Origin of the sequence: Paenibacillus terricola (assembly GCF_014779765.1) — a bacterium.
Lineage (GTDB): Bacteria > Bacillota > Bacilli > Paenibacillales > Paenibacillaceae > Paenibacillus_T > Paenibacillus_T terricola.
This window is the reverse complement of the sequence record NZ_JACXZA010000003.1, coordinates 508,034-534,713: the sequence shown is the minus strand read 5'-3', so window position 1 is coordinate 534,713 and position 26,680 is coordinate 508,034. Positions and strand designations below refer to the sequence as shown.

Below are 26,680 nucleotides of genomic sequence, written 5' to 3'. Positions count from 1 at the left end.
TGTGTGACGGAATGAATGGTGAGTATTGGGACGTTATCTAGGAATATCGTTTTATAAGGGAACCAATGCCGATGTCGTACGGGCTGATTTACGGAAAGTACGTGCTACCAGTTGAGTATGCGTATGGTTGAATCCAGCTTAAGTCTCGGCTTGCCAATGGCGGCGCAGTCAACACAGAAAACGCTTGCGATGGAGTTGCTTCGTTATTTGACAGAGCAAAAGAGGCGGGGATTGTGGTTAATATAATGTTTATGGAGGAAGGGATACCTCATCATGAGAGCTATACGTGCTCTGGGAGTTCTACTTCTATTTGTCGTGTTACTCTCAGGCTGTAAGTTATCTGAAGTACAAGAATCCGCCACCCTTACTATAGAAAAGGGCAGTCAATCCTTAACAATTCAACTCGTATCCTGGCGCCCGTATGAATCAGCTAATGTAACCAATCCATTAGGGCAAAAAATCAGACAGTTCCGTGAAATTCACCCGGACATACGGATTACAATTCTATGGAATGATTTCTATGGTACGCCGTCAAAATGGTTGAATAGTGCTGAATCCTACAAACATACTGATTCTGATGAAGTACCAGATCTAATCGAACTGGTGCCAAATCAGATGAGATTCTGGTACCAATACGGCATTATTGAACCTCTTCCGATGAAAGAAACGGCAATGAGTAAGTATTTGATTACTTCTAGAGACGGTTATGCGCTTGGAGTGAAGACCAAAATCAATCCATTGGTCACGTATTACAACAAGGATACCTTTCTATCGCTCGGGCTCGAACCTCCATCAGGTCAGTGGGATATGGACAAGCTGAGCGACACGATTGCTCGTCTAAAACAGGCGGGGAAGAATGTATTTCTGCCTCTAACTCCATATTCGCTGGAATGGATAACCAGCTTAAATGACGGCCATATTACAGCGCCGGACGGTAATACCTTTTCCGGCTATGTGGATAGTCCCCAGGCTGTGAAGGCAGCCGAGTGGATTGCTGGAGTTGGTACGAATATTGAAGACTATAAGCAAAGGCACATAGGTCCGATAACAGCATACTTCCCTATCCCCTATGATTTATTAGAAGGTGGAATTGCTCTGGCGGTGGATTATGCATATGGGTTCAATTTAGGAGACGTTAATAGCTATGAAGAAATTGTCCAGAAGAATGAGAGAATTGGAATTGCGGCTTTACCTCATGGATTGAATGGAGTCAACCCTGCACAAATATCAGGTTTGTCGATGACATCTCAGTCGAAGCATAAGGAATTGGCGATGGAATTGCTTCGTTATTTGACTGCAGATACAGCTACACTCGATGAAGAGATTGCAGTAAACACGATAGAAAGTAATTTGAGATACCCTCTTAAGGAACCCATGAATGATGAGAGATATTCGATTGTATTACAGGAAACAAGACGAGCCATCCCTGCGGAACTATATATGTTTAATAATTTAGAAAGCCAACGAGTCTTTATGTTAGATCGACCAAGAGCTTACAGTGAAATTCGCAGCGGACAACCTGTGCAGTCAGTGCTTAAAGCATATGCGGGGGGGCTGGATATTGATTTTAAAAAATTCAACAGAGATCCGGCAGAATATGATGCCTGTATCGCATCTAAGTCTTATTCTGACACCTGTGTAAACTCATTAGCGTTGCATTAGGGCTACCAAATAAATTAATACTGTTAATAATTGGGTGCTAAAAAGATGCGCCGATGGGCCATGACGGACATGCGCTTCGTTTCTCTATGAACTCCAATGAGATTGTCGTCCATCGGCCTGTATGCTGCACTCGTTGCGATTCGATAGATCGACGGCGAAGAACGAAGTCGCGATGCGGTGAATAGAGAAATCGCCTTTACCTTAATGCAGTTCTCCATACACTAATGGTTGTAGAACCGCCACACCACGACATATCTTATTCCAGCCTCTAGCCCTAGTAACAACGGTGATTCAGTCTTCATCAACAAAATGTGTCCAATGCTTGCAAGCTTACGTTTTATGTACCAAAAGAGTGATCCATTTCAGCTTGCAAATGTAACCGATACGGCGAGAGAGCCAATAATTTACCTGGGATTATGTAGAGTAATAGTTACTTAAATACAATATTATGACAGGTATACATATTTTTGTATTAGAATTAAAATGTACACAAGAACACAAAAGATCTATTGTTCTTAATAGGAAAAAAGGAGGTGAACTTGATGGCATCTTGTACTGCACTACCATCCCAATGCATAGCTTATTCGTGTAATGGTGGACAAAGTAAACTTACCCTTCTCGTAGGGGATTCGTGCGGCGGGTATCATTCGTATGGTTGCTGTTAAGTTGTTGGTGTTGACTTTGAGAACACGGCATTAGCCGTGTTCTTTCGTTATTTCTAAATAAAAGGAGTTAGTAGAGTCGCTTTCTTATTTCAAATTTTGTTACTATTCACCTTCTTGATATCTGGTATAGCCATTAATGTAAATCGCCCTCGCTTAACACCGTGTCAAAGTCGGCTTGTAGCCGTTAAACGCGTTTCTTGCAAATAGAACTCCAAGCGAATGGGTCGTGAGGAATAAAGCATGGAGCATAAAACTGCTCCACACCTGAATACCGAAGAAGAAGCAGCAGAAGAATAATAAGAAGAGGTTCTCCTTCTACCGCGAACTCCAAACGAATCAAGGTGATCAGCGGGCCACGAGTGTATAATCATATTTTGTACCAATCGGTGAAAAGCCACGAGGAGGTAAATCATGCTTGAACTGATCTTATGGCACCACCTTAAGCAACCGGAATACTATGCGTGTAACGGAGAAGAAGAAGATGATGATGATGAATCAAACTCAAAGACCGAACCTAGGCATTCGTAGTGTATTAGCTATACTGCGGCGTTCGTTGACGCTTGTTATGCGTCTATCGGCGCCACTTGTTATCGTGCTGCTCGTTCTGCGAACTGTTAGCGCTTTCATTCCTTCCTTGCAAGTGTTGGTTGTAAAGGAATTGACCGATGCGATCGCTAGATTGCTCACAATCGATGGCGAGATGTCTGCGCCTGTCCAATGGTTGGCAGCAAGCGGCGGTCTGCTGCTGATCGGCGCGCTGTTGGATGCCTTAGCCCAATATATGACGATGCTGCTGAAGCAGAAGACGCAATTCACAATGGAAACGATGCTGGCGGAGAAGTCGATGAGCATTCCGCTATCTCGATTAGAGCAGCCGCAATACTATGATCAGTTGCAACGGGCGAAGATGAACGTCTCTTTTCGGGGCTTTCAACTGATCGAGCAGTTTTTTGGCATTGGCCAATCACTGCTGACGGTCGCTTCGTTCTTCTTCGTATTGTGGCATTTCAGTTGGGTATTGTCGCTGGGGATGATGATTGTCGTCGTTCCGACGTTGGCTGTACATATGCGAATCGGAGAATGGAAGTATTGGCTCATGCGTGTGCAGACACCGTTCTCGCGTCGCTTGTTCTACTTCTTCGATCTGATGACCAACCGTCAGTCCGCCAAGGAAGTCAGACTGTACCGGCACGCAAGCAAGCTGCTTGAATACTGGGGAGGATACTTCTGGAAGAACGCAGGGGAGCAGAAAAAGGTGGAGCTGAAGTCGCAAAGCCTGCGCATAGGCATTGAAGGACTGAACGGTGTGATTGCGTTCTTGTTCTCCTGTTATGCGGTTTGGGTCTGCTATTCACAGGGGCTGACATTAGGCGCGTATGTTGCAATTGCGCAGGTGCTTGCTTCAACCCAATCATCGCTTCGGATGATCGCGCAAAATTTATCGTCCATTTATGAGGAAACGCTTGTTATGAACGAGTTTTACGACTTTGTGGATTCGGGTGAGGAAGAAGACGGGCAAGGTCAACATGTATTAAACCGTCCGATTATGGAGGGCATTACCGTCGAACATTTGACCTTCTCCTATCCGACCAGTCCGAAGCCCGTGCTTAAAGATTTATCGTTCAGGATCGAACCGAATCAGACGGTCGCGATCGTCGGGGAGAATGGGGCGGGCAAGAGCACGCTCGTTAATTGCCTTATCGGTCTGTATCAAGAATATTCGGGCACGGTTCGGTACGACGGCGTCGACTTGAAGGAGCTGGACGCTAACGCATTTCGCGACCGGACTGGAGCGGTGTTCCAAGATTTTCTCAGGTACCAGGTATCCGCGAAGGAAAATATCGGATTCGGCGATGTAAGCCGCATGGAGGATATGGCCGCAATCGAGGTGGCGGCAGCGCGGTCAGGTGCTGCGGATGTCGTGCGGACGCTGCCGGATGGCATAGATACGCTGCTCGGTCCGATCTTCGAAGGCGGGTATGAGCTGTCCGTCGGACAGTGGCAGAAGCTCGCGCTCGCAAGGTCGTTCATGCGCGATTCATCGGTTATGGTGCTTGACGAGCCGACGGCGTCGATGGACCCGATGGCCGAAGCGGAGCTGTTCAAGCGGTTCGCTGAGCTGGCCGAGGGCCGTATTACGCTGCTCATTTCGCATCGACTCGGTAGCTGCCGGATGGCGGATCAAATTCTCGTGCTCAAGAACGGCGAGCTTGTCGAGCAAGGCTCCCATGAACAATTGCTTCAACTGCAAGGCGAATATTGCCGGATGTTCGAGACACAGTCGCAGTCCTATCGTTAGGGAAGTAAATGGGAAGGTAGCTGCTGAGAATTGAAGATCAACTTGCAAGTCCATAGAAGTGTAGGGTTCATGAGTAGCTCTGTTTTTGGAATATTAGTGTTTATACAGATTCTGCTAACTGGCTGCAGTTTCTCTTCGACTTCAGGCAACGAAGCTAAGGTGAATGAGACGAAAGAAACATTAACGGTCCAACTTGTTGCCGCTAATGGGTCCATGTACGGAATCGAACACCATCGATTAGCCCAACGCATCCAGGGATTCCGCCAACTGTTTCCGAATACCGACATCACGATCCGCTGGGTGCAGGACTATAACATCATGGATGCAAGCCATCAATCCAAGAGGACGAGTTGGATCCGGAGCGATACGCCGACCGATCTATTTGCAAATTCGAAAGATGTTCCAGATATCGTCGAGCTTGTGCCGAACCAGATGAAGGAGTTATATCGGCTTGGCAGAATCGAAGCTTTGAATTTGAATCGAACAGCTGTCAGAGATGGTGTGATCGCCTCTAATGACGGCTATGTGTTAGGCGTTAAGAGCAAGATCAATCCGATGATTATTTACTATAATAAGTGGGTTTTCCAGGGGCTTGGACTAGAAACGCCAAGTGAAGAATGGGACCTGAATAAGCTGAACGATACGATCGTTAGACTGAAAGCGGCGGGTGAGACGGTCTATATACCGCTGAACCCGTATACGTTGGAATGGGCGGCAAGCTTGAAGGGCGGACGAATCGCGGCGGCAGATGGGATTACATACAGCGGCTATTTGGATAGTGACGAGACGGTGCATGGCGTAGAGTGGCTCGATAGTGTTGGAACGAAATATCGAGAGAAAATCGTGGCGAACATTATTCCGCCGGCGATGCCCTTTGATTTTCTGGATGGAGAGATTGCGCTTGCTGTCGATTACGCGGTAGTGAGCGATCCGAATAATTACGAGGAGATCTCGCAGCGCGATGAAAGGTTCGGCATCGCGGGTCTCCCCGTCGGGATGACGGGCATTAATCCAGCCCAAGTATCGGGATTATCGATACCCTCCCAGTCGAAGCACAAAGAGATGGCAATGAAGCTGCTGAACTTTCTGCTGCAGGATACGGATGCTCTGTATTCGGATATCGCCGACTATACGCTGCAGGCTAACATGAAACCATTCTTAGTACCCGTCAGTCAGGAGAGGAAAGCACTCATCCTTAGCGCGATGAAGCGATCCGTACCGGCTGCCCTCTATATGCATGAGGAAGCATTCCCGATGACTTATTTCGCACAGTGGCAAAGTCCTAAGCCGCTAGCAGACATCCATAACGGCCAGCCGATTCGCGAGGCGCTGCATCGGTATGCGATGGAGCTGGAGGAGGATTGGAAATCCGTTGGAGGCGAGACGAAATAGTTGGGGCAGTGCCGCATCGAATCGCAATCGGAAGCTGCTGTTCTCTCCGAAGTTAATGAGATTGGATGGATCTCGAATGAAGAATAACAAGCTGCTCATGCATGCTGCTAAATTAATCCCCTCGTTTACTGCCTTATTGCTGCTGATGACGCTGCTATCTTCCTGCACCTCCGCTGAAGAACAACAAGCGAAGACCCTCGCGACGGGGGAGGAGATTGAGACGTTAACCATTCAACTCTTATCGTGGCGTCCGCTTGACGTAGCTGATTCTAATAGGAATAATCCACTGGCGCTCAGAATCAAGCAATTTCAAGAGTTGCATCCGAACGTACACCTTACGTTTCTATGGAATGACACTCACGGCACGCCGTCCAAATGGGCGAATGAAGCGGAATCGTATAAGCATGCCAATCCTTATGAAGTGCCGGATCTAGTGGAATTGGCACCTAATCAGATGCGATTGTGGTATCAATATGGCATCATCGAGCCGCTTCCGATGAATGAAACAGATCTCAGCAAATCGATTATTTCATCGAGTGAAGGGCATGTGCTCGGTGTGAAGATCAAGAATAATCCGTTGATTATGTATTATAACAAGGATACGTTCCTGTCTCTGGGACTTGATCCGCCGACAAGCGAATGGGATTTGGATAAGCTTAACGATACAATTACCAAGCTGAAAGCGGCGAGGCAGAACGTTTATCTACCCCTATCTCCCTATACGCTGGAATGGGTAACCAGCATGAACAACGGACATATTGCTGGCACGGATGGTACCAGCTTTGCCGGGTACCTCGATAGCCCTCAAGCCGTGAAGGCAGCGGAGTGGATTGCTGGAATTGGTACGAAGCTGGAAGACTACAAGCTGAGGTCGATTGGCCCGATAGAAACCTATATTCCGGTTCCGTACGATTTGTTAGAAGGCCGAATCGCGCTTGCTGTCGATTTCGCTTATGGTTTCAACGTCGGTGGACTTAACACCTATGAAGAGATTGCCCAACAGGATGAGCGGATCGGAATCTCAGCTTTGCCACGCGGCTTGAATGGCGTCAACCCTGCACAGATATCGGGTTTGTCGATGACAGCCAAGTCGAGGCATAAGGTGCTGGCGATGGAATTAATGCGATATTTGACGGCGGACCCAAGTTCGATTGATTCGCAAATCGCTGCGAACACGATGCAGAGTAACTTGACGTATCCACTCAAGGAAGCTGCGAATGACGAACGATATTCCATTGTGCTGCAGGAGATCAAACGTTCCGTTCCTGCAGCGCTGTATATGTACAACGCGATCGGCAGCAGTCAGCGAGATTTTATGTATGATCAGCCGAGGACTTATAGCGCCATCCGCGGAGGAGTTCCAGTACCAGATGCATTAAAGGTATATGCCGATTCGTTGGATCTTGATTTCAACAAGTTTAAGCATGAGCCGGCAGAATACGACGCATGTATACAGTCGTGGTTTCGCTACTATTATTCCGAATCTTGCGTGCAATAGCATTGATCTAGAGGGTTAATTAGGAATCCGATAGCAACAATTACTAGCATATGACAGGTTTTAACCGAATGGATTTAATAGTATTTTATAGTTATATATGGGTGATGATGAGGTGAACCGATGGGCTTGTGGACGATGATTGCACGCAAGATGGCTCGAAACAAATGGCTCCAGTTGAATTTGTGGTTCGGTCTCACGATATGCGTAGCGTTGTTTTGCTCGATGCCGTTGTATTCGAATGCGATTTCACAGCGAACTTTTGTCAGAGAGCTGCAAGAGGTGCAGAGCCAGAAGTCGGTCTATCCCGGGATGGTCGAGATCAGCACGACGGTGTCTTCGCATGTGATGGACGAGGCGACGAAGCAGAAGATTGCGGATGCCGAGGCATTCGTGAAGACAATTCCGCAGCAGATGGGCATCGAGGCAAGATCGTTTTATGAACAGAAGTTTACGCAGAAAATGAGAATATACGGCGTAACCGCTACCGACGAGGAGAAACGTTGGCAGAATACGACCGGCGGCTTCAAGTCGCTGACGAACATGAATAAGCGGGTTCGTCTGATCGATGGCCGGATGCCCTCCGATCGGCAAGATGGCATCATTGAAGCGCTCGTAACGCAGCCTTTCCTGTTCGACCTGAAGCGAGGTTTGGGCGACGAGCTCGTGGTGGAATCGATGTCGGATAAGGGTCAGCGCTTCCGAGTCATTCCGGTCGGCATTATGGAGACGGACCCGATGGCGGATCCGTATTTGCCTTTTCTCACCGATGAGGTCGTCGACGGCTTCATGATTCCCGAGCAGCAGTTCGACCGGGAGTTCTCGCAAGGCGGCAAGGCGACGATCATGAATATCGAGTGGCGTTATGCGATGAATTTCGAACAGCTGACGCTTGAAGCGGTCGACCGATTCGTTGCGGCGGATCATGCGGTACGGCGTTATTTTCAAACGGGGATCGGCGTTGCGGAAGTGAACATTCCGGTGACCGATACGGTCGCCTCGTACCAGGGCAAGCAGCAGAAGCTGGAGATTATGATGCTGTCGCTCTACGCGCCGGTTATGCTGATGCTTGCCTTCTACCTGTACATGGCTGCGAATCTGATCATTGAACGGCAGAAGACGGAGATTTCCGTCCTTCGCAGCCGCGGCGCCAGCCGATCGCAAATTATGCTCGTCTACACGCTGGAGGGCCTGCTGCTCGGAGCAAGCGCGCTTGCTCTCGGTCCGCTGATCGGCATTATGATTACGAAGTTGTTGGGCGCTTCGAGCGGCTTTCTGTCCTTCGTTCAGCGGTCGGCGCTGGAGGTCAGTCTCGGCAGCGGAGCCTACCGCATCGCGGCTTCTGCCGTAGGCGCAGCGATCCTGCTCATTCTGATTCCGGCCATGTTGGCGACAAGGGCGACCATTGTCGATCATAAACGGCAAATGGCACGAATGACTCGAATGTCGATCTGGCACAAGACAGGACTGGATATCATCTTCGTTGGCTTCGCGATCTATCTGCTGTATACGTTCAACAAACAGCAGGAGGATCTGAAGAAGCTGGCGCTCGATTCGAGCAGCTTCCAGATTGATCCGATGCTGTTCTTGATGCCTGCTGTATTCGCGCTCGGAGCGGGGCTTCTCATCCTGCGCGTTTATCCATGGTTGGTTCGACTGATCTATTGGGCGGGACGCAGATGGTGGTCGCCTGCTTTGTACCATTCGCTTGTGGTGATCAGCCGCTCGTCAGGTCAATACCTTACGATCAAGGTATTCCTGATCATGACCGTAGCGACAGGATTGTTCAGCGCTAATGCGGCGCGAACGATCAATGATAATATGGAGAGTAAGATCCGGTATGCTTCCGGTGCAGATGTTGTGCTTATGACCGAGTGGAACAATGATTCGGAAGGAGTTGTCGCACAGCAATCCGGCGCTGGAATGGTCGGGTCGAAGCGAATTCAATATGCCGAGCCTCCCTATCAGCTGGTTCAGGGGCTTGCTGGCGTGGAGTCGACCGCGAGAGTATTCCGCAGGGATGACGCGATATTCTTCGAGCGCAAAGGCGGCAAAGGGGGAGATACGACGGTTATCGGCATCGACACGAAGGAGTTCGGCCAGACGGCTTGGATGAAGAACGGTCTGCTGCATTCGCACATCAACAACTATTTGAATCTGATCGCCTCGAATCCGCAGGCTGTGCTTGTGTCCCGATCGATTGCCGACGAGATCGGAGTGAAGTCGGGCGATGCGATCCGCTTGTTCTGGAACGGTCTGCCGCAGGCGCAGTTTATCGTCTATGGCATCATTGATTATTGGCCGTCCTGGAATCCGCTGCCTAGCGGATTCGCTACGGACAATAACGGCAAACCGAAGATGCCGCATCTGATCGTCGGTCATCTGAGCACCATCCAGAAGCGGCTTGCGACGGAACCGTATGAAGTATGGATGAAGCTGAAGGATGGGACTACGAGCGAGCAAATATACAGTCAGCTGGAGGAGCGGGGAGTTCCGGTCAAGAGACTAAACGATACGGAGCAGAAGCTTGTCCAATCGATGAACGATCCGTTCCGGCTTGCGATCAACGGGGTCATGACACTTGGCTTTGTTATTTCAATGCTAATCTGTTTCCTGGGATTCCTGCTCTTCTGGGTGTTGACGTTGTCCGGAAGGACGCTGCAGTATGGGGTGCTGCGTGCGATGGGCATTCCATTCGTGCAGATTATCGGGATGCTTGTAAGCGAACAAGTCCTTACCTCGGGAGCAGCGATCATAATCGGCGTCATTATCGGCAATCTGACAAGCGATCTGTATGTACCGTTATTCCAAATGTCGTTCTCGACAGCGACGCAGGTTCCGCCGTTCCAGATTGTTCGAACGACGGGCGACTATTTGCATTTATACGGCATTATCGGCTTCATGATGCTGATCGGTCTGTTCATCCTCGTCAGCCGATTGTCTCGTATACGAATTGCCCAAGCGCTGAAGTTGGGCGAGGAATAGCGGGGAAACTCTCCGCTTTCCTATCTTATGCGTACTTGTTTTATACACCTTGACTGGCGCATAACCACAAATTTAAAGCCAGCCCGAAAACTTTCGGGCTGGCTTTTCGTTTATTATTTCGATCGTTTTTCGAAAGTGCTATAATTTTTTGGGTAGACAGCCATATATCATTGGGTTGTTGGAATGTTGCTTTCAGCATTACACTCTTTTTATAATGAACAATACATGCATCCATTTCAGTTCCCATTCGACCATCTCGCATATCGAGCATCATAAATAACGAGCGCTCTCGGTTATCGCTGAGAGCGCTCGTTGTATCAGAATCGAACATTGTGGAAGACTTTAGTAAACGCGATAATTGCCGCTTAATGCCAGCAGGCTGAAGAAGTACAAGCAGTTGTCGTAGTAACGACGCTGTCCTGTACGCAGCGGCGTATCCCAGAATAAGCGTGCGAAATGCTCGGCGTCCGGTCCATCAGCGGCCAGCGATGCCGCGGCGTTCGTCGCGAGCAAGCCGATCGGATGAAGAGAAAGCTCCTCGAATGGCGTTCCGTCGATCTTGTATCTGCGATAATCTGCAACGTCGATCTCGCGGAAGAAGCGCTGCAGTCGATTCGATTGCTCCACTTGCCACGAATCGGACCGGAACCATTCCCAGTCAAGCGCGATATTCGCGGCCGTGCGATAAGCATCGCTGAAGAAATGCCGGAAGTCGCCATGCGGCTGCACGTCTGCCGGGGTTCCATCATAATTCGCATACTCAGGCGACAATCCTGTCTCAGGATGACATGCCGTATGCAAATAAGCACGACTGGCTTGCGCGGCTTCCTTCCAGAACGACCGATCTTGCTCGTCGGCATAAAGAGCAAATAACTCATAGAAGTGCGGCAGATGATAGGAAGGATCGCTGAAAGGCAGCTCTGGAATGAATTTGATCAGTTTGGTTGCCGGATCCCACATCGGGTTGCCTTCGCCCTTCTCGCCTTGATGCAGGCACGCGCGAAGAATAATACGGGCCTGGTTCGCATAGTCGAACGGCGCTTGGCCGTCTCCCCATCGGTTCGATGCGAATAGAAGCGCCAGCGCATAGAACTCTTCGCCGTCAGGCGCTGGTCCCTGAGACAAGCGGGTGCCATCGGTTGTGCAATGCCAAGCGAAATAATCTTTATATCGTCCTTCGGTATGCTGCATGTAGGTTTTGGAAAACTTCCATAGACGGTCGAATACATCCTTCTTATTCATCTGAACCGCCATCATCATGCCGTAAGACATGCCTTCAGTACGAACATCTAAATTGCCGGTATCGAGCATGTATCCCATATCGTCGCCGAGCGGGTAGTAGATGCGGACATCTTCATCTCCGTCGAATAGGTCGGACCAAGCTTGTTCGATTCTAGCGTTGATCTGCTCGTCGGTGTAACCGATTTCTCGGAACAGGTTGCGATATTGGCTGGTGTAATATGCGCCGGAAGCGATCTTTTCCATTGGGTAAGCCTCCATATGAGACGAATTTGCCTTCATCATATCACAATCTTAATTGAAGAAATTGTAGTTTAATACCCTACAAACTATAGCATCTGAGGCGAAAGCAAGCGGATGCTTCATTACATCGGAGGTGGATTCATGTTTACAGCCATTATTGTTGATGACGAATTGTTCGTTCGCAAAGGGTTAATCGGATTAATGGATTGGGAAGCGAGCGGCTTTCGAATTATTGGAGAGGCTGACAACGGAGAGGATGCGCTGGCTCTAATTAAGGAAATCAATCCTGACCTCGTCATTACGGACATTCGGATGCCGATTCTCGACGGTATCGGGCTGATTCAGGCTGCATCGAATGAGCAATTAAGCACTTCGTTCATTATTATTAGCGGCTACCACGATTTCAGCTATGCCCAACAAGCGATGCGGCATGGCGTGATGGACTACGTCGTGAAACCGATCGATGAACAGGAGCTGGAGGATGCACTCGCCCGGATCCGGGAGAAGCTGTCGGCGAAGAAGGTGCTGGAGGAGCGGACGAGCAGGCACCGGGAGGAGCGGCAGATGGAGCTGCTCATTCGCGGTGAACTGGAAGAGACAGATTTGACGCATTGGAAGTCCATGTGGCCGGATGCGCGAACTTACACTTATGTGTTATTCGAAATCAATGATGTGCTTCCATGGAATGGCAGCGTTATGCCGATGACCGATATTGTTCACAATGGTATTCGTACAGCCATTCAAGAGGCTGCTCGCTCCAATGTCGAGACCATGCTGTACAGCCATCGCCAATGTTATGGCGTCATCATTCCGAACGTAGACCTAGTTCCGTATGGCGGAAGCATGCGCCGACTGCTCGAAAGTGTGATGCATCGGCTTCGCGAGCGATTCCGGCTGACGTTTCGGATTTTTGCAGGCAGGCCGGTTCACGATTTGATGCAAATATATCAGTCCTATGCAACAGCGAAGGAAGCTTTGCAATTCAAGCTGTTGAAGGCGGACGAACTAATCATCTTATACTCGGATATTGAAGGGCAGACTCTCCATTACAAGTATCCGGATGACGAGACGTACCGCAAGCTGACGGAGGCCGTGGAAGAGAATAACCAAGAGAATGTGCAGCAATCGATACAGCGGTTGTTCACTACGTTCCAGGAGCAGGCATTCTCGCCGGAAGCCATTAAGTCCGCTATCGCGCAGTGTGTGCTGAATATTGTGAAGTCGATTCGATGCATGGAGGGCGATGAGAAAGAGCTAAGCGGCCTTGAACCCATTATGAGTTGGCATGATTACAGCATTACGATGAAGGAACTGCGGCAGCTGTTCGAAACGTTCGTGTTGGAGGCAACAGCACTATTCAGCAAGCTATATTGTGCATCGGGTAAAGGCAGCATTCAGAAAATTAAAAGCTACGTTGATCGCAACTACCATCAGAATTTAAGCCTTAAGAGCATTTCAGCGCAGTTCTTCATGAATTCTGCTTATCTCGGACAGCTGTTCAAGAAAACATTCGGCGTCTATTTCAATGATTATTTGCATCAACTGCGCATTACGGAGGCGAAGAAGCTGCTAAGACAGAAGGAACTGCGCATATACGAGATCGCTGAAAGGGTTGGCTTCAACAATGCTGACTATTTCGTCACCCAGTTCGAGAAGCTGGAGCGAGTGACGCCTTCGGAATATCGCAATCGAATGAACAAGCCCAATTAGGAGAACCTCATGAATCGTCTGCTGAACAATATTCGATTACGCAACAAAATGCTGCTCGTTTATTTCCTATGCGTATTCACGCCGATGATCGTGACGAACATCTTATTCTACGACATGATGACAGACAGCGTGCGTGATCGGCGAATGAAGGATATCGACCGGGCGGTTGAGCAGATCAAGAACGATTTTCGCGCTCAAATCGATGATGCGGTAGGATTATCGTCGTTTTTCTATTCCGATTATCCGACGAATGAAATTCTCGATCAGGACTATGTTGACGTTGCTGACTATATTGAGAATTATGACAATTATTTGCGACGCGTCATGAACAGTTATAGTCCGATTACGCTATCGCTTCAGAGCATTATGATCTATGTGGCGAATCCGACGCTTCTGCATTCCGGCAATATCGGATTGCTGTCGGATGAGATTCGAGCGGAGGAATGGTACAAGCAAGGAGCGGCGACCCAGCGATCGCAGCCGGTGTTTATGCGCATCAAGTCAGTAAACGGCGATTTCATCGGTTTCTCGCTCGTACGCCGATTGGATTATTACGCTGATCGGATGTCTAAGGAGAAGATGCTGAAGATCGATTTCAAGACGATTGATCTGAAGGAAATATTCGCGAACTTGAATATGCAAGGGGAAATGTATCTCGTTAACCCGTCCGGACAGATTGAATACACGACAAATTCGGAGGTTCATTGGGATGCGCGCATACAGCCGCTTTATACTTCCTTCCGGTCTGAGCATTCGATCGAATTCGTTAAGAGCTTTGCGAATGTCAGCTACTTGAACGGGTGGCGGATTATCGGAACGATCGATGAAGGCGAGGTCGTCAGAGAGGTGCGCAAGTCGCGTCAATTCATCTTATGGTCGGGGTGTATTATGATCGTCATTCCAACCGCCATCATTCTGATCATTACACGTTCAATCAATCTAAGATTGGTACAGATCTTGAAGCATATGAAGAAAGTGAAAACCCAGAGCTTCGAATCGATTAATGAAGAGGAATCCCGCGATGAGATCGGTCAACTGACACTCGAGTTCAACCGAATGACTTTGCAGATCAGGACTTTAATCGATGACGTCTACGTAGCAGATATTCAGAAGAAGTCGCTTGAACTCGATCGTCGGATGGCGCAGCTTAATGCGCTGCAGAGTCAGATCAATCCTCACTTCCTATTCAATGCGCTTGAGACCATTCGAATGAGAAGCTTGCTTAAGCAAGAGAATGAGACGGCGAAGATCATTCATAACATGGCGAAGCTGTTCCGCAGTTCGCTTGCGTGGAACAAAGACAAGGTGACGGTCAAGGAAGAACTCGAATTTATCCACTGCTTCGTGCAAATACAGAAATACCGTTTTGAAGACAAACTGATGTACGAGATCTATGTTGAACCGGAAGCCTATACTTGCGAGCTGCCCAAAATGTTGTTCCTGCCTTTCGTCGAGAATGCGTGCATCCACGGGCTAGAACCATTAAAGCAAGGCGGACGCGTTGATATCCGTATTGTCTGCTCGGATGAGCACCTCGAATTCACGATTCGCGACAACGGAATCGGCATGAGCGAGGAGCAGGTGAACAAGCTGTACCGCTACTTGGATATGCATGATAAGCTTGGCGATTCGATCGGCATTCAGAACGTCATCTACCGTGCGCGGATGATATACGGCGACCAGTTCACATTTGAAGTGGACAGTCACTTGGGTCAAGGGACCACGATAACGCTGCGAATACCCACTAATATTCGACATAGCGATCATCTTTCATTTTCGAAGTAGAGCCTATATCCGAGAGGGGGTCAACTCCAGTGCTTGAGAAGAAATTTGCGCTTCTCGGTATCGCTGCGATGACTTTGATGGCTTCAGTCACGGCTTGCTCTGGCAAGAACGACAACGGCTCATCATCAAGCGGCAGCAGCTCCGAGGTGAAGAAGGAAAAAGCTACATTCACGCTTTTTAACGGCGTAGCTGGTTCCAAGGACGGCAACACGAACGAGACGACGATCGGCCAAATGCTCGAGGAGCAGACGGGCGTCAACTTCAAGCTGGAGTTTCTGGTCGGCGACTTGAATACGAAGATCGGCACGATGATCGCCTCTAACGACTACCCTGATGTACTGATACCGGATTCGGCGATTGAAGAAGTTATGAATGCTGGCGCGTTCATTCCATTAGATGAGCTAATCGACCAATACGGCCCGAACATTAAACGTGTCTATGGTTCTGTTCTCGACCAAATGCGAGCTAAGGACGGCAAGGTGTACTACCTCCCGCTCTCCGCTCAAGTAGGCGATTTCGTTCCCGACCCTGAACCGGACGCAGCATTCTGGGTACAGCGCCGCGTTCTTGAAGAGGCCGGATATCCAAAGATTAAATCGTTGGATCAATATATTCAGCTCATTACCGACTACGCGGAGAAGCATAAAGACGATGGTCTGACAGGCATGGTGTCTATGACGAACGACTGGCGTTTCTTTGCAACATCCAACCCGCCAATGCATCTGCTCGGCTATCCGAATGATGGAAACGTGACGGTCGACACAAATACGCTAGAAGCGAAGACGTATGCAGGCTCCGATGCAACGAAGCGCTGGCTGCAGACGCTCAACAGCTTGAATGCCAATGGGCTGTTCGACAAAGCGTCGTTCGTCGACAACTATGACCAATACATTGCGAAGCTGACATCGCACAAAGTGCTGGGCTTCTTCGACTACAAATGGCAGGTGGGCAACGCATTGAACACGCTGAAGGATGCTGCCCGTAAAGACCCGTCGTTGGATGGCTATACCTACTTCCCGCTGCCGGTTACATTCGACGAGAATACGCCGGATGCGTACATCGATCCGCAAGGCGGCGTCGTGACGAACCGCGGTATCGGCATTACGGTTAGCGCCGATGATCCTGTTCGTATTATTCAATACTTAGACAACATGCTGACAGAAGAGAACCAGACGCTGATCAGCTGGGGCATTAGAGGCGAGACGTATGAAGTGAACGATAAAGGTCGCTTCTACCGGACGGCAGATCAAATCGCCAAGATCGACGAATCGTTCAACGAGAAGTTCGGCTACAAATATTACGACTGGAACTGGCCAAGCTATGACGCACACTCGACGCTTGCGAACGGCAATGCGAAGGGCGTAGACTATCAGCCGGAAGTGTTCCAGATGAGCTTGACGGATAAAGACGCAGCCATTCTCGATCGATACGGTGTTCAAACGTACACGCAAATGTTCGCTGAGCCGGAGTACCGCGCTTGGTACCCAGCATGGGGCTTCGCGAAAGAGCAAAACTCGCCTGAGCAAATCTGGGAGACGAAGAAAGACGAGCTTGCGAAGAAGTACTTCCCGAGACTGGTCCTTTCCTCGCCTGACAAATTCGATTCGGTATGGGAAAGTTACATGAAGGAATTCGATAAGCTGGATACGGCGGGCTACGAGAAGTGGGCGACGGAACAAGTGAAGAAGAGAGTAGAAGCTGCAGCTTCTAAATAATCGTTCGCATAGAAGGCCGGACTTGCCGTTGGCTTAGTCCCGGCCTTTCCGATGCACTTGTTTCAGCTATATGATCGATAATAAGTAAACAACGGGTAACGAACGCAACGAATGGTTATTGTCTTAGGCCGTATCCATCAGGATAATAGGAATGATACACACATATCAGAAATGGGGTTGCCACATTGCGGATGTTGAAGATGAGCAGGTTCACCCTTATGGTTACCGCGATATTGCTTATACCCATGCTTGCTACTTGTGCAAGCAGTGAGGATACAAGCGAGGAACAGCCGCCGACGACTAATAATGAAGAAATCATTTACAATGAACCGGGCTTAAGCAAATACGATTCGCCGATCACCTTGACCTTCGTACGGCAGACAGGCGACAGCCTGGATGGGCTGCTCGAACAGATGCCGGGCGATACGTTGGAGAACAATATATGGACCCGCCTGTACGAGCAGGTGCTTGGCATTCGGATCAAATACGAATGGACGGCCAAGGGAGATCTCTATAATGAGAAGCTGGGCGTTGCGCTGGCAGCAGGCAATTTGCCTGATGTGGTAAGGGTTAATGCGCAGCAACTCCGACAGCTGAGCAATGCGGGACTCATTCAAGATCTGACGCGCGTGTATAACGATTATGCTACACCGTTCACGAAGGAAGTGTTAAGCCAGGAAGGAAGCGCGCCTTTCGAATCGGCGACGGTAGACGGCAAGCTGATGGGAATACCGGAGACCGGTTCTTCCATTGAAGGGGCGCAATTTATCTGGATTCGGACAGATTGGCTGGATCAGTTGGGGCTTGAACCGCCGCATACGATGGATGATTTGTTGGAAATTTCGAAAGCGTTTACACATAAAGACCCGGACCGCAATGGGGTGAATGACACATTCGGCCTCGCGATAACCCAATATTTGTGGGACCCGATCATGGGCATGACCGATTTTGTCGCTGGATATGATGCTTATCCGAATATATGGTTAGAGAAACCGTCTGGACAATTGGCTTATGGGGCCGTTCAGGCGGAAGTAAGATCAGCACTGAATGTGCTTCGAGAAATGTACAAGGATGGTCAGCTTGATCCGGAATTCATGTTCAAGGACGGCAACAAAGCAAACGAGTTGATCGCATCTGGCAAGGTCGGTATGTTCTATGGGGAGCAATGGGCTTCCTTCGCCGCGCAGTCAAGCTATTCGAAGAACAAAAACGCCCGCTGGCAGGCCTATCCGATCGTATCCAATTCAGATGGGCTGGCCAAGGTTCCGCTTCGATTCTCTACCGACCAGTTTCTTGCCGTAAGGAAAGGGTATGAGCACCCGGAAGCGATCATGAAGCTGTTCAATCTTCATCTGGAGAAGAACTGGGGAAAGACCGCTCAGTATGAGACCTACTATAGCAACCCGTATCCGGTGTGGCAGATTTCGCCGGTAACGCCGTATCCTGCGTTGAAAAACTTGAATGCCTATTATCAACTTGAGGCAGCTCGAGTAACGGGCGATAAAACGGTACTTAAGGACGAAGCGAGGGCGATTCAGAAAAATATTGATCTCTACCTGTACAATAACAATATCACAGGCTGGGGTTGGGAGCATACGTACGGGCCGACAGGCGCATTCTCCATTCTTGATCGATATAAGAAGAACAATCAGCTCTTATATGAAAGTTTTGTTGGTCCGCCTACCGACACGATGCTTGAGAAGTGGTCGTTGCTTGAAGATATGAAGAACGATACGTTCGTGAACATTGTTCTCGGCCGGCCCATTACCGATTTTGATCGATTCGTAGAGGAATGGAACAGGCTGGGAGGAGCGAAGATCACGATGGAAGTGAATCAATGGTATACGAACAAACGCGAACGGGCGCGCCAGGAAAGTCTTGTAGATGGAGTGTTCAGATTTTAGCGTATCGGAGGCGTTTCATTGTTTAAGATTCCTGTTAATTCATTGCGCCATACGATATTCGTTAGATTGGTCATTATGTATCTCGTCGTTATTCTGCCGATTATTCTTCTCGGCGTCTATCTTTACAATTGGAGCTACAAGAATGCAAGCGACGAGATATCGAGAAACACGCTCGCGCAACTATCCACTTACTTGGAAGACCTCAATCGGGAGATTGAATGGCTTGAAATACAGCAATACGATGTGCTGCAGGAAAGCGACCTTAATCGGCTCGCCGTAACATGGGAGCTTATGGATAGCGTCGACAAGAAGAAGAGCATCGATTACATGCTGCATCGGTTGACCTCGATCAAGAGCAACAGCGCTTACGTCAAAGATATTTATATACACATCCGTACGATAGGCAAAACGTTGTCGGTAGGCGGCGGCGTCATGCCTTTCGATCAAGAACGCTACGATGCCCTCCGTCTGATGCTTGATAAGAGCGATAGCCGATTGAAAACGTTGGGCGATACGCTCGAGATAAGCTCCTCCTGGTTCGGTGGCAGAAAGGGAGCAGAACCGCTGTTCATCGTTCAGATCGAGCTGGACAGCGAGAAGCTGAGGGAATCGCTGAAGAAGCTGAACGTATATCAGGAGAGCGGCTCGATTCTAGTCGCTGAAGACGCAGGCTTCACACTGTACAGCGATACGAAAGCCTATAGTCGAATGAACGAATATTGGGAAAGTGCCGAGGCTTCGCATGAACGTTCCATGCTGCTTGACATCGAAGGCAAACGATATCATTTTGACCGTGCGGATTCGGATAAATCGAAGCTTTCCGTCGTATCGTATTTGCCGGAAGAGACCGTAAAACGTCCGTTAAATAAATTCAGCTATTGGGCGTGGGGCTTTGCATTAACGACAGGGATTGCGATCATCGTGTATGCTTTCACCACCTATCGATTCGTCCATCGGCCGCTGCTTCTGCTTGTACAAGGATTCCGACGGATGGAGAGCGGATCGCTGGATCTTCGAATCGCTCATGGGAAGAAAGATGAGTTCGGTTACCTTTACAATCGATTCAATAATATGCTGGACAAGCTGCAGGCGCTGATCGACCAAGATTTTAAGCAGAAAATGATGATGCAGAAGGCGGAATTGAAGCAGCTTCAATCGCAAATCAATCCGCACTTCTTATATAACAGCTTCTTCATCCTAAACTCGTTGGCCCAGACAGGGGATACCGAGCGCATTGAACTGTTCACGAATATGCTCGGCGAATATTTCCGCTTCATTACGCGTAATGGCCAGGACAATGTGCCGCTATTGGAGGAGATTCAGCATGCCCGCACGTACACTGAAATTCAGAAGCTTCGGTTCTCCAGACGGATCAAAGTGCAGTTTGACGAGCTCCCGCCTGAGATGGAAAGGATTCGTGTCCCGCGTCTGATCGTGCAGCCGATTATCGAGAATGCGTACGAGCACAGCTTAGAGAAGATGCCGGAAGAAGGCTTCCTGCGTGTAACGTTCGAGCGGCAAGAGAGCGAGGCGCGCATCGTGATCGAGGATAATGGCGGCGGCATGGATGAAGAAAAGCTGGCAATGTTGAATGCGCGGTTGGCGAGCACGGGCGAAACGGAAGAAATGACAGGCATGATTAACATCCACCGCCGAATGATGCTGACGTATGGAGAAGGCAGCGGTTTGCAGCTTACCCGAACAGAGCAGAATGGTCTGCGCGTCACGATCTGTATGAAGCTTGAGGAGGAGATAGGGCATGTATAGGCTGCTGATCGTCGATGATGAGGAAATTATTACAAACAGCTTATTTGAGGTGTTCAATCGCTTCATGCCGGAGAGGCTGGACGTCTATAAAGCTTATTCGGCGAAGGAAGCGCTCGAATGGATGTCTCGAACGCGAATCGACATCGTCATGACGGATATTGCGATGCCTGGCATGAGCGGCCTCGAGCTATCGGAGGAAATCTTGAAGTATTGGCCGAGATGCCGCGTCATTTTCTTAACCGGACATAGCGAATTCGAATATGCGTACCGTGCGATCCAGCTGGCGAATGTGCGATATTTGCTGAAGACAGAAGGTTATGCGAAGGTGGCTGACACGGTCAAAGAAGTGCTGGATGAAATTGTTCAGGGCAATCAGGTGACCCAGCTGCTCGAGCAGTCCCGTGAACAGCTGCAGGCTTTTCAGCTTATGGCGCAGGGCGATTATATGCGGCATCTGCTGCAGGAGAGCGATCTAATCGGCGTATATATGGATATTGTTGTTGATGAATTCTGCAAGTTAAGCATCGGGCTGGATCCGACGCAAGAGGTTGTCATGGTTCTAGGTCGCATTACTTACCCAGAGGGCAGAACCTATCTGGAGAAGAATGAGTTGATGAACGCGGCTCAGATCCGTGCGAATACCTACCTGTCGGAGAAAACGCGCAGCATCGGCGTCGTCGATAAACAAGGCGATCTGATTTGGTTTATTCAACCGCAAGAAGATAGCGAAGAGAAATACGATGAACATCTCGTAACCTATTTGGAGGGAACGCTTGAGCTTATTCAAGAGTCATGCCAAGCATCTCTTGGCTTAACGCTCGGTTTCACGATTAGCGGGGCCAGCTGTCCTTGGAGCGAGGTGACACAGCAATATGAACGTCTGCGACAGCTGCAGCAGCTTCAAGTCGGGGACGGCATTGCGATCATCATTAGGGATCGTCCTGAAGCGATCAGCGGGATGCCCGGCAAGGAGGGGTTCATCACTGCCCAGAAAGCGGAGGTATTGGCTGCCTATCTGGAAGCTGGCAGATCGACAGAGTTCCTGAAGGAGTTGGAGGATATCTCCACTGCTGCACTGCAGTGTTGCGGCAATCCTCAGTATACAATTGAAGCGTACTACACGATCGCGCTTATGCTCTATACTTCCATCGGGCGGCTTGGCCTTCACGGACGGATAGACGAGCACGGCAAGCTGATGCGATTGGATGAGCATGCTTCGATGAAAGAGGGATTCTATTATTTGAAAGGAGCAGCCAATGCTGTATTCCAATTCAAACAGACGGATGAACGGGACAGGACAACGCTCATAACCGATCGAATCTGCCAGTATATTGAAGACCATTTAAGCGAAGATCTATCGCTTGTGCGTCTTGCGGAAATCCATTTTTTCAACCCGTCGTATTTATCCCGTTTCTTCAAGCAGGAAAGCGGAATCAATCTATCTGAATTCATCGATCGTTGCCGAGTGAAGAAGGCAAAGGAATTGCTGCGTGATCCCTATATGAAAGTACGGGATGTGGCGGTCGAGGTTGGCTATGAAGCGGCTCACTCGTTCACGCGCTTCTTCAAGAAGGTGACCGGTATGACGCCGCAGGAGTATCGGGATACGCTGACAGTGCCGTCATGAAGGAGAATAATCGTTGGAAGGTGCCTGATCAGGCGCCTTTTTCTTATCGATGAGAACTAGAACTTGACGGGTAACGAGGACGCGATCAACAGGTTGTTGCTTAAGCTGTCAGGCAGTAAGCTGTGTGAAGAAGCGCTGAGGGGATGAGAGATGGAATGAGAAGGAGAAAGACATTGCAGCTTGCATTATCCATTGTATTCCTTGCGACGGCGGCTCTGCTGACTTACCGATTATGGTTTGATTCAGACAGCGGTTCGCAACCGACGACAGAGCATGCAGCCTCTTCCGCGGGCTCCGTCGAATTGAAGGATGATGTGGTTAAGGTGAGCAGGAATGTCGGGAAAGAATACGAAATTCGTCTCGTCATGGATGAGCTGCCGGTTGATGCGGATATCCGCGAGATGCAGGCTTTGCTTCAAGTTCCGCCTTCCTTTGAGGTGACTGGGATTATTCTCAATAACGCGAATGTAAACCCATCAGCCGAGGTTGAGTACGAGACGAGTGCCGAGGGCATAAAGCTTCGCATTCATACGAGCGACGGCTCGTCCCTTACTTATGTGAATCGCGATGCCAGCCGCACGCTGGCGACAATCTCAATCAAATTATTACAGGAGTTGACCAAACCGATGAGTGAAGAAATGAAGATACAGAGCGTAGAAGTCGTCCATTCCGACAACACGACGCAATCGTATGACGCAAGCGGAGCTTCCGCGCAGATCGTCTACGCGCCTCCGACTGAGGCAGTGGGCAAGACTCCGCCGAACGGCAACCCGCTCGTTGCGCACAAATTCGGCGCTGATCCTTATGCGCTTGTATTCAATGGCCGCGTATATATCTATGCGACGAATGACGTCCTTCAATATGATGATGCCGGCAAGGTAAAGGACAACACGTATAGCGACATTAACAAGATATCGGTTATTTCCTCTGATGATTTGGTGAACTGGACCGATCATGGCGCAATCGTGGTAGCGAGACATGAAGGAGCCGCCAAATGGGCGACGCAATCATGGGCGCCGGCGGCTGCCCATAAAGTGATCGATGGGAAAGATAAGTTCTTCCTCTACTTCGCGAACAATGCAAGCGGCATTGGCGTCCTGACGAGCGACAGTCCGACAGGTCCTTGGGTTGACCCGATCGGCAAGGCGCTCATCTCGAGATCAGATGCAGGCGCGCAAGGCGTCACATGGCTGTTCGATCCTGCTGTGCTTGTAGATGACGATGGTAAAGCCTATATTTACTACGGCGGAGGAATACAAGAGGGCCAGGAAGCAATGCCGAATACGGCGCGCGTGATGCAGCTTGGCGACGATATGGCCAGCGTAGTAGGCGAAGCGCAAGTGATTCCGGCGCCTTTCATGTTTGAAGATGCAGGCATTAACAAAGTGGGCGACACCTATTATTACACATACTGCACGAACTTCTATAATGGCGAGCGTCCGGAAGGAAGTCCGCCGGCTGGCGAAATTGCATACATGACGAGCAGCAGCCCGATGGGTCCATGGACGTATCAAGGGACGATTCTGAAGAATCCAGGCTTTTTCTTCGGCGTCGGAGGCAACAACCATCATGCGATGTTCCAGTTTAACAATAGCTGGTATATTGCTTACCATGCGCAGACGCTGTCGAAGGCGATGGGCGTGGCGCAAGGCTATCGCTCGACGCATCTGAACCAGGTTACGTTTAACGAGGATGGTTCCATTCAGGAAATTGCAGCTGACCTTAAAGGCGTAGATGCGGTGAAGACACTGAATCCGTACGACCGTACAGGGGCAGAAACGATAGCATGGAGCGCAGGCATTAACGTCGTGCCGACTGGCGGCGCAGAGGGCTCGAATATGGTGGTAGGCGATATCGATAACGGCGATTGGACGGCGGTCGCAAATGTCGACTTCGGCGAGGGCGCTTCTACCTTCACGGCTGTTGTATCGGGCACGACGGAAGGCAGCACGATCGAGGTGCGCCTGGATGGTCCGGAAGGCCAACTGGTCGGCACGGTAGACGTTCCTTCAACAGGCGCCGAAGACAAGTGGGTAGAAGCGACGACCCCAATTCAAGGTGCAGCAGGCATTCATTCGGTTTATTTCGTATTCAGCGGCAAGCCGGAGGAGAAGTTGTTCCAATTCGATAGCTGGCAATTTGGCCGATAACGTAATCGATTGTCGATCTAAGCGTTCCGAGAGGGGCGCTTTTTTTATTGTTCGTAGCCATAAACCTATTATTTCTCGGGTAATTGAACCAGAACTAACAGGTATTACTTGGGAATTGTAAGCGCTAAACTAACAGAAGAAGCAATCATTAACTAGAATAAGTGTGAGTTCAACAAGTCGGGCGGCTTTTTGAACAATCACATCAAGTAAAGGGGGTAACGGCGGTGTCCGTAAAGGAAGAGACGCTGGAAACAGCAGCACAGACCGAGTCGACGATACTGCAAGCGAAGGGTATTAAGCGAGTGTTCGGTAAAGGCAGTGCGGCCGTTACTGCGCTGGCTGATATTCATTTCAGCATTCCAGCTGGATCGATTGTAGCGCTCAAGGGTCGATCGGGCTCGGGCAAGACCACGCTGCTTAATATATTAAGTGCATTGGATGAACCGACCGACGGTCAGGTATTCTTCCAGGGTCGGGAAATTACAAGTATGTCTGTCGCAGAACGCAATGCGCTGAGACGCAAGGAGATTGGTCTCGTGTTCCAGTCATTCGGTCTAATACCGCTCATGTCGGCCTATGAGAATGTGGAATTCGGCTTGCGCATCGCAGGTACGAAGGTGAAAGGCAATCGTGAAGCTGCGGAGCGGGCACTCACGCTCGTCGGTATGCGAGAGCGGATGAAGCATCGCCCTCCCGAGCTGTCCGGAGGCGAGCAGCAGCGTGTTGCCATCGCGCGTGCGATCGCGCACGAACCAATTCTATTAATTGCGGATGAACCGACTGCTGAGCTGGACAGCCGAATGGGGCTGCAGGTTATGCGCGTTTTCCGAGAACTCGTAAATCGAACAGGAACGACGGTTGTTCTTACAACGCACGATCCTGAAATTATGGAGCTTGTTGATCATGTTATTGCATTGGAGGATGGACAAATTGTATCTTTCACGACCAACGAATCGCCGCTCGTCTAACCGAAAGCAGTATGCGAAGCGTACTGCCGTACTATTAATGATGTCGCTGGCACTGTCCGGCTGCGCGCTCCTGCCAGTCGAGCAAGAGGTGCTGCAGCCCCCGCTCGTGGAGCCGGCGCAAGAGCAGTTTGATGTGGTAAAGGCGGGCAAAGGGGATATCCAGACCGTACTCCGCGGCACGGCGAATTTCGTGTCGGCAACGGCAGCGAATCTTGCGTTCAAAGAATCGGGCGGCCGTCTGAAGGCGATTCCTGTCACGCAAGGGCAAGAGGTGAAAGCAGGCGATCTCGTAGCAGAGATCGAAACTGGCGATCTGGATTATCAGATTAGCCTGCAGAAACTCAATGTAGAGAAGATGCAGCTGCTGCTCAGTCAGGCGATTAAGTCCGGCGCGAACGATACGGATTTGCAGCTGCGCAAGCTTGATCTGAAGCGGGAGCAGATGTCGCTCGACGATATGATGAAACGCATCTCGAAATCGCGTCTCTATTCGCCGATCTCGGGAACCGTCACATTCGTGGAGAAGATGAATGCCGGCGATTTCGTTAATGCTTATCAGAACATCGTTTCGATAGCCGATCCATCCCAGCTTCAGCTTACTTATGTCGCATCAGACAGCAAGGAGCTGACCCAAATAAAGGCGGGTATGCCGGTCCAATTGAAATATCGCGGGGTCGAATATACGGGGAAAGTCGTTCAGGCGCCATCCAATGTACCGATTGCGACAGACGCGAACAAAGCGCAAACCAATGCCGTAACGATCTATATGAGCATTGACAATGCACCTGCGGATTCGAAAGTCGGGGATAGCGCCGAGATGACGATTGATCTTCAGAAGCGGCATGATGTTATCGTATTGCCGCGCTCGGCCATTCGGTCTTATATGAACCGTTATTACGTGCAGATAGCAGACGGCGAACGCCGCAAAGAGGTGGATGTCGAGGTAGGCTTGATGACGGCGACGGATGTTGAGATTGTGAAAGGGGTCGAGGAAGGACAGCAGGTCATCCTCAACAATTAACCTAAACAACATTGAAGGCCCGGTAAAGCCGGGCGCAAGGACGGGGTGTACGG

At 49.7% G+C, this 26,680-nt stretch carries 16 protein-coding genes; 14 read left to right on the top strand and 2 right to left on the bottom strand.

All coding sequences use genetic code 11. The features are described 5' to 3' along the window. Positions 1 to 273 precede the first annotated feature (273 nt). The 5 genes from H8B09_RS14410 (at position 274) to H8B09_RS14390 (ending at position 10,498) form a co-directional block, all read left to right on the top strand. A complete protein-coding gene (locus H8B09_RS14410) occupies positions 274 to 1,662 on the top strand; it encodes an ABC transporter substrate-binding protein (RefSeq protein ID WP_191204209.1) in 1,389 nt (462 codons plus the stop codon). Positions 1,663 to 2,808: 1,146 nt separating this feature from the next. Then, on the top strand, positions 2,809 to 4,626 hold the full coding sequence (locus H8B09_RS14405) for an ABC transporter ATP-binding protein (protein ID WP_224753601.1): 1,818 nt from the start codon (positions 2,809 to 2,811) through the stop codon (positions 4,624 to 4,626). Positions 4,627 to 4,695: 69 nt separating this feature from the next. After that, positions 4,696 to 6,018: an ABC transporter substrate-binding protein gene (locus H8B09_RS14400; protein ID WP_191204207.1), complete on the top strand. Its 1,323-nt coding sequence runs from the start codon at positions 4,696 to 4,698 to the stop codon at positions 6,016 to 6,018. Continuing rightward, a complete protein-coding gene (locus tag H8B09_RS14395; protein ID WP_191204206.1) occupies positions 5,999 to 7,516 on the top strand; it encodes an ABC transporter substrate-binding protein in 1,518 nt (505 codons plus the stop codon). The genes H8B09_RS14400 and H8B09_RS14395 overlap by 20 nt, the downstream gene beginning before the upstream one ends. Positions 7,517 to 7,636: 120 nt before the next feature. Beyond that, positions 7,637 to 10,498: an ABC transporter permease gene (locus tag H8B09_RS14390; protein WP_191204205.1), complete on the top strand. Its 2,862-nt coding sequence runs from the start codon at positions 7,637 to 7,639 to the stop codon at positions 10,496 to 10,498. A gap of 40 nt (positions 10,499 to 10,538) precedes the next feature. Here H8B09_RS14390 and H8B09_RS14385 read toward each other — a convergent pair whose 3' ends face one another. Both H8B09_RS14385 and H8B09_RS14380 read right to left on the bottom strand, forming a co-directional pair. After that, the gene (locus H8B09_RS14385) at positions 10,539 to 10,772 is read right to left on the bottom strand and encodes a hypothetical protein (RefSeq protein WP_224753600.1); all 234 of its coding nucleotides are present in this window, start codon (positions 10,770 to 10,772) and stop codon (positions 10,539 to 10,541) included. 68 nt (positions 10,773 to 10,840) lie between these two features. Then, positions 10,841 to 11,983 (bottom strand): family 8 glycosyl hydrolase, encoded by a 1,143-nt coding sequence (locus H8B09_RS14380; protein WP_191204203.1) that lies wholly within the window; start codon positions 11,981 to 11,983, stop codon positions 10,841 to 10,843. 138 nt (positions 11,984 to 12,121) lie between these two features. Here H8B09_RS14380 and H8B09_RS14375 point away from each other — a divergent pair, with 138 nt between their 5' ends. From H8B09_RS14375 to H8B09_RS14335, 9 genes are all read left to right on the top strand, one after another. After that, complete coding sequence (locus H8B09_RS14375; RefSeq protein WP_191204202.1) at positions 12,122 to 13,690, top strand: response regulator transcription factor; 1,569 nt, start codon at positions 12,122 to 12,124, stop codon at positions 13,688 to 13,690. 9 nt (positions 13,691 to 13,699) lie between these two features. Continuing rightward, complete coding sequence (locus tag H8B09_RS14370) at positions 13,700 to 15,475, top strand: sensor histidine kinase (protein WP_191204201.1); 1,776 nt, start codon at positions 13,700 to 13,702, stop codon at positions 15,473 to 15,475. Positions 15,476 to 15,504: 29 nt separating this feature from the next. Continuing rightward, positions 15,505 to 17,190, top strand: a complete 1,686-nt coding sequence (locus H8B09_RS14365; RefSeq protein ID WP_191204200.1) for a type 2 periplasmic-binding domain-containing protein — start codon at positions 15,505 to 15,507, stop codon at positions 17,188 to 17,190. 218 nt (positions 17,191 to 17,408) lie between these two features. Next, the gene (locus tag H8B09_RS14360) at positions 17,409 to 19,094 is read left to right on the top strand and encodes an extracellular solute-binding protein (protein WP_191204199.1); all 1,686 of its coding nucleotides are present in this window, start codon (positions 17,409 to 17,411) and stop codon (positions 19,092 to 19,094) included. An 18-nt stretch (positions 19,095 to 19,112) separates the two neighbouring features. Then, a complete protein-coding gene (locus H8B09_RS14355; protein WP_224753599.1) occupies positions 19,113 to 20,861 on the top strand; it encodes a sensor histidine kinase in 1,749 nt (582 codons plus the stop codon). Next, complete coding sequence (locus H8B09_RS14350) at positions 20,854 to 22,488, top strand: response regulator transcription factor (protein ID WP_191204198.1); 1,635 nt, start codon at positions 20,854 to 20,856, stop codon at positions 22,486 to 22,488. Before H8B09_RS14355 ends, H8B09_RS14350 begins: the two co-directional genes overlap by 8 nt. A 155-nt stretch (positions 22,489 to 22,643) precedes the next feature. Next, entirely contained in the window at positions 22,644 to 24,638 is a 1,995-nt protein-coding gene (locus H8B09_RS14345; RefSeq protein ID WP_224753598.1) for a glycoside hydrolase family 43 protein, read from the top strand. Positions 24,639 to 24,862: 224 nt separating this feature from the next. Further along, the gene (locus H8B09_RS14340; protein ID WP_318152622.1) at positions 24,863 to 25,606 is read left to right on the top strand and encodes an ABC transporter ATP-binding protein; all 744 of its coding nucleotides are present in this window, start codon (positions 24,863 to 24,865) and stop codon (positions 25,604 to 25,606) included. Then, positions 25,569 to 26,627, top strand: a complete 1,059-nt coding sequence (locus H8B09_RS14335) for an efflux RND transporter periplasmic adaptor subunit (RefSeq protein WP_224753597.1) — start codon at positions 25,569 to 25,571, stop codon at positions 26,625 to 26,627. Before H8B09_RS14340 ends, H8B09_RS14335 begins: the two co-directional genes overlap by 38 nt. Positions 26,628 to 26,680 lie beyond the last annotated feature (53 nt).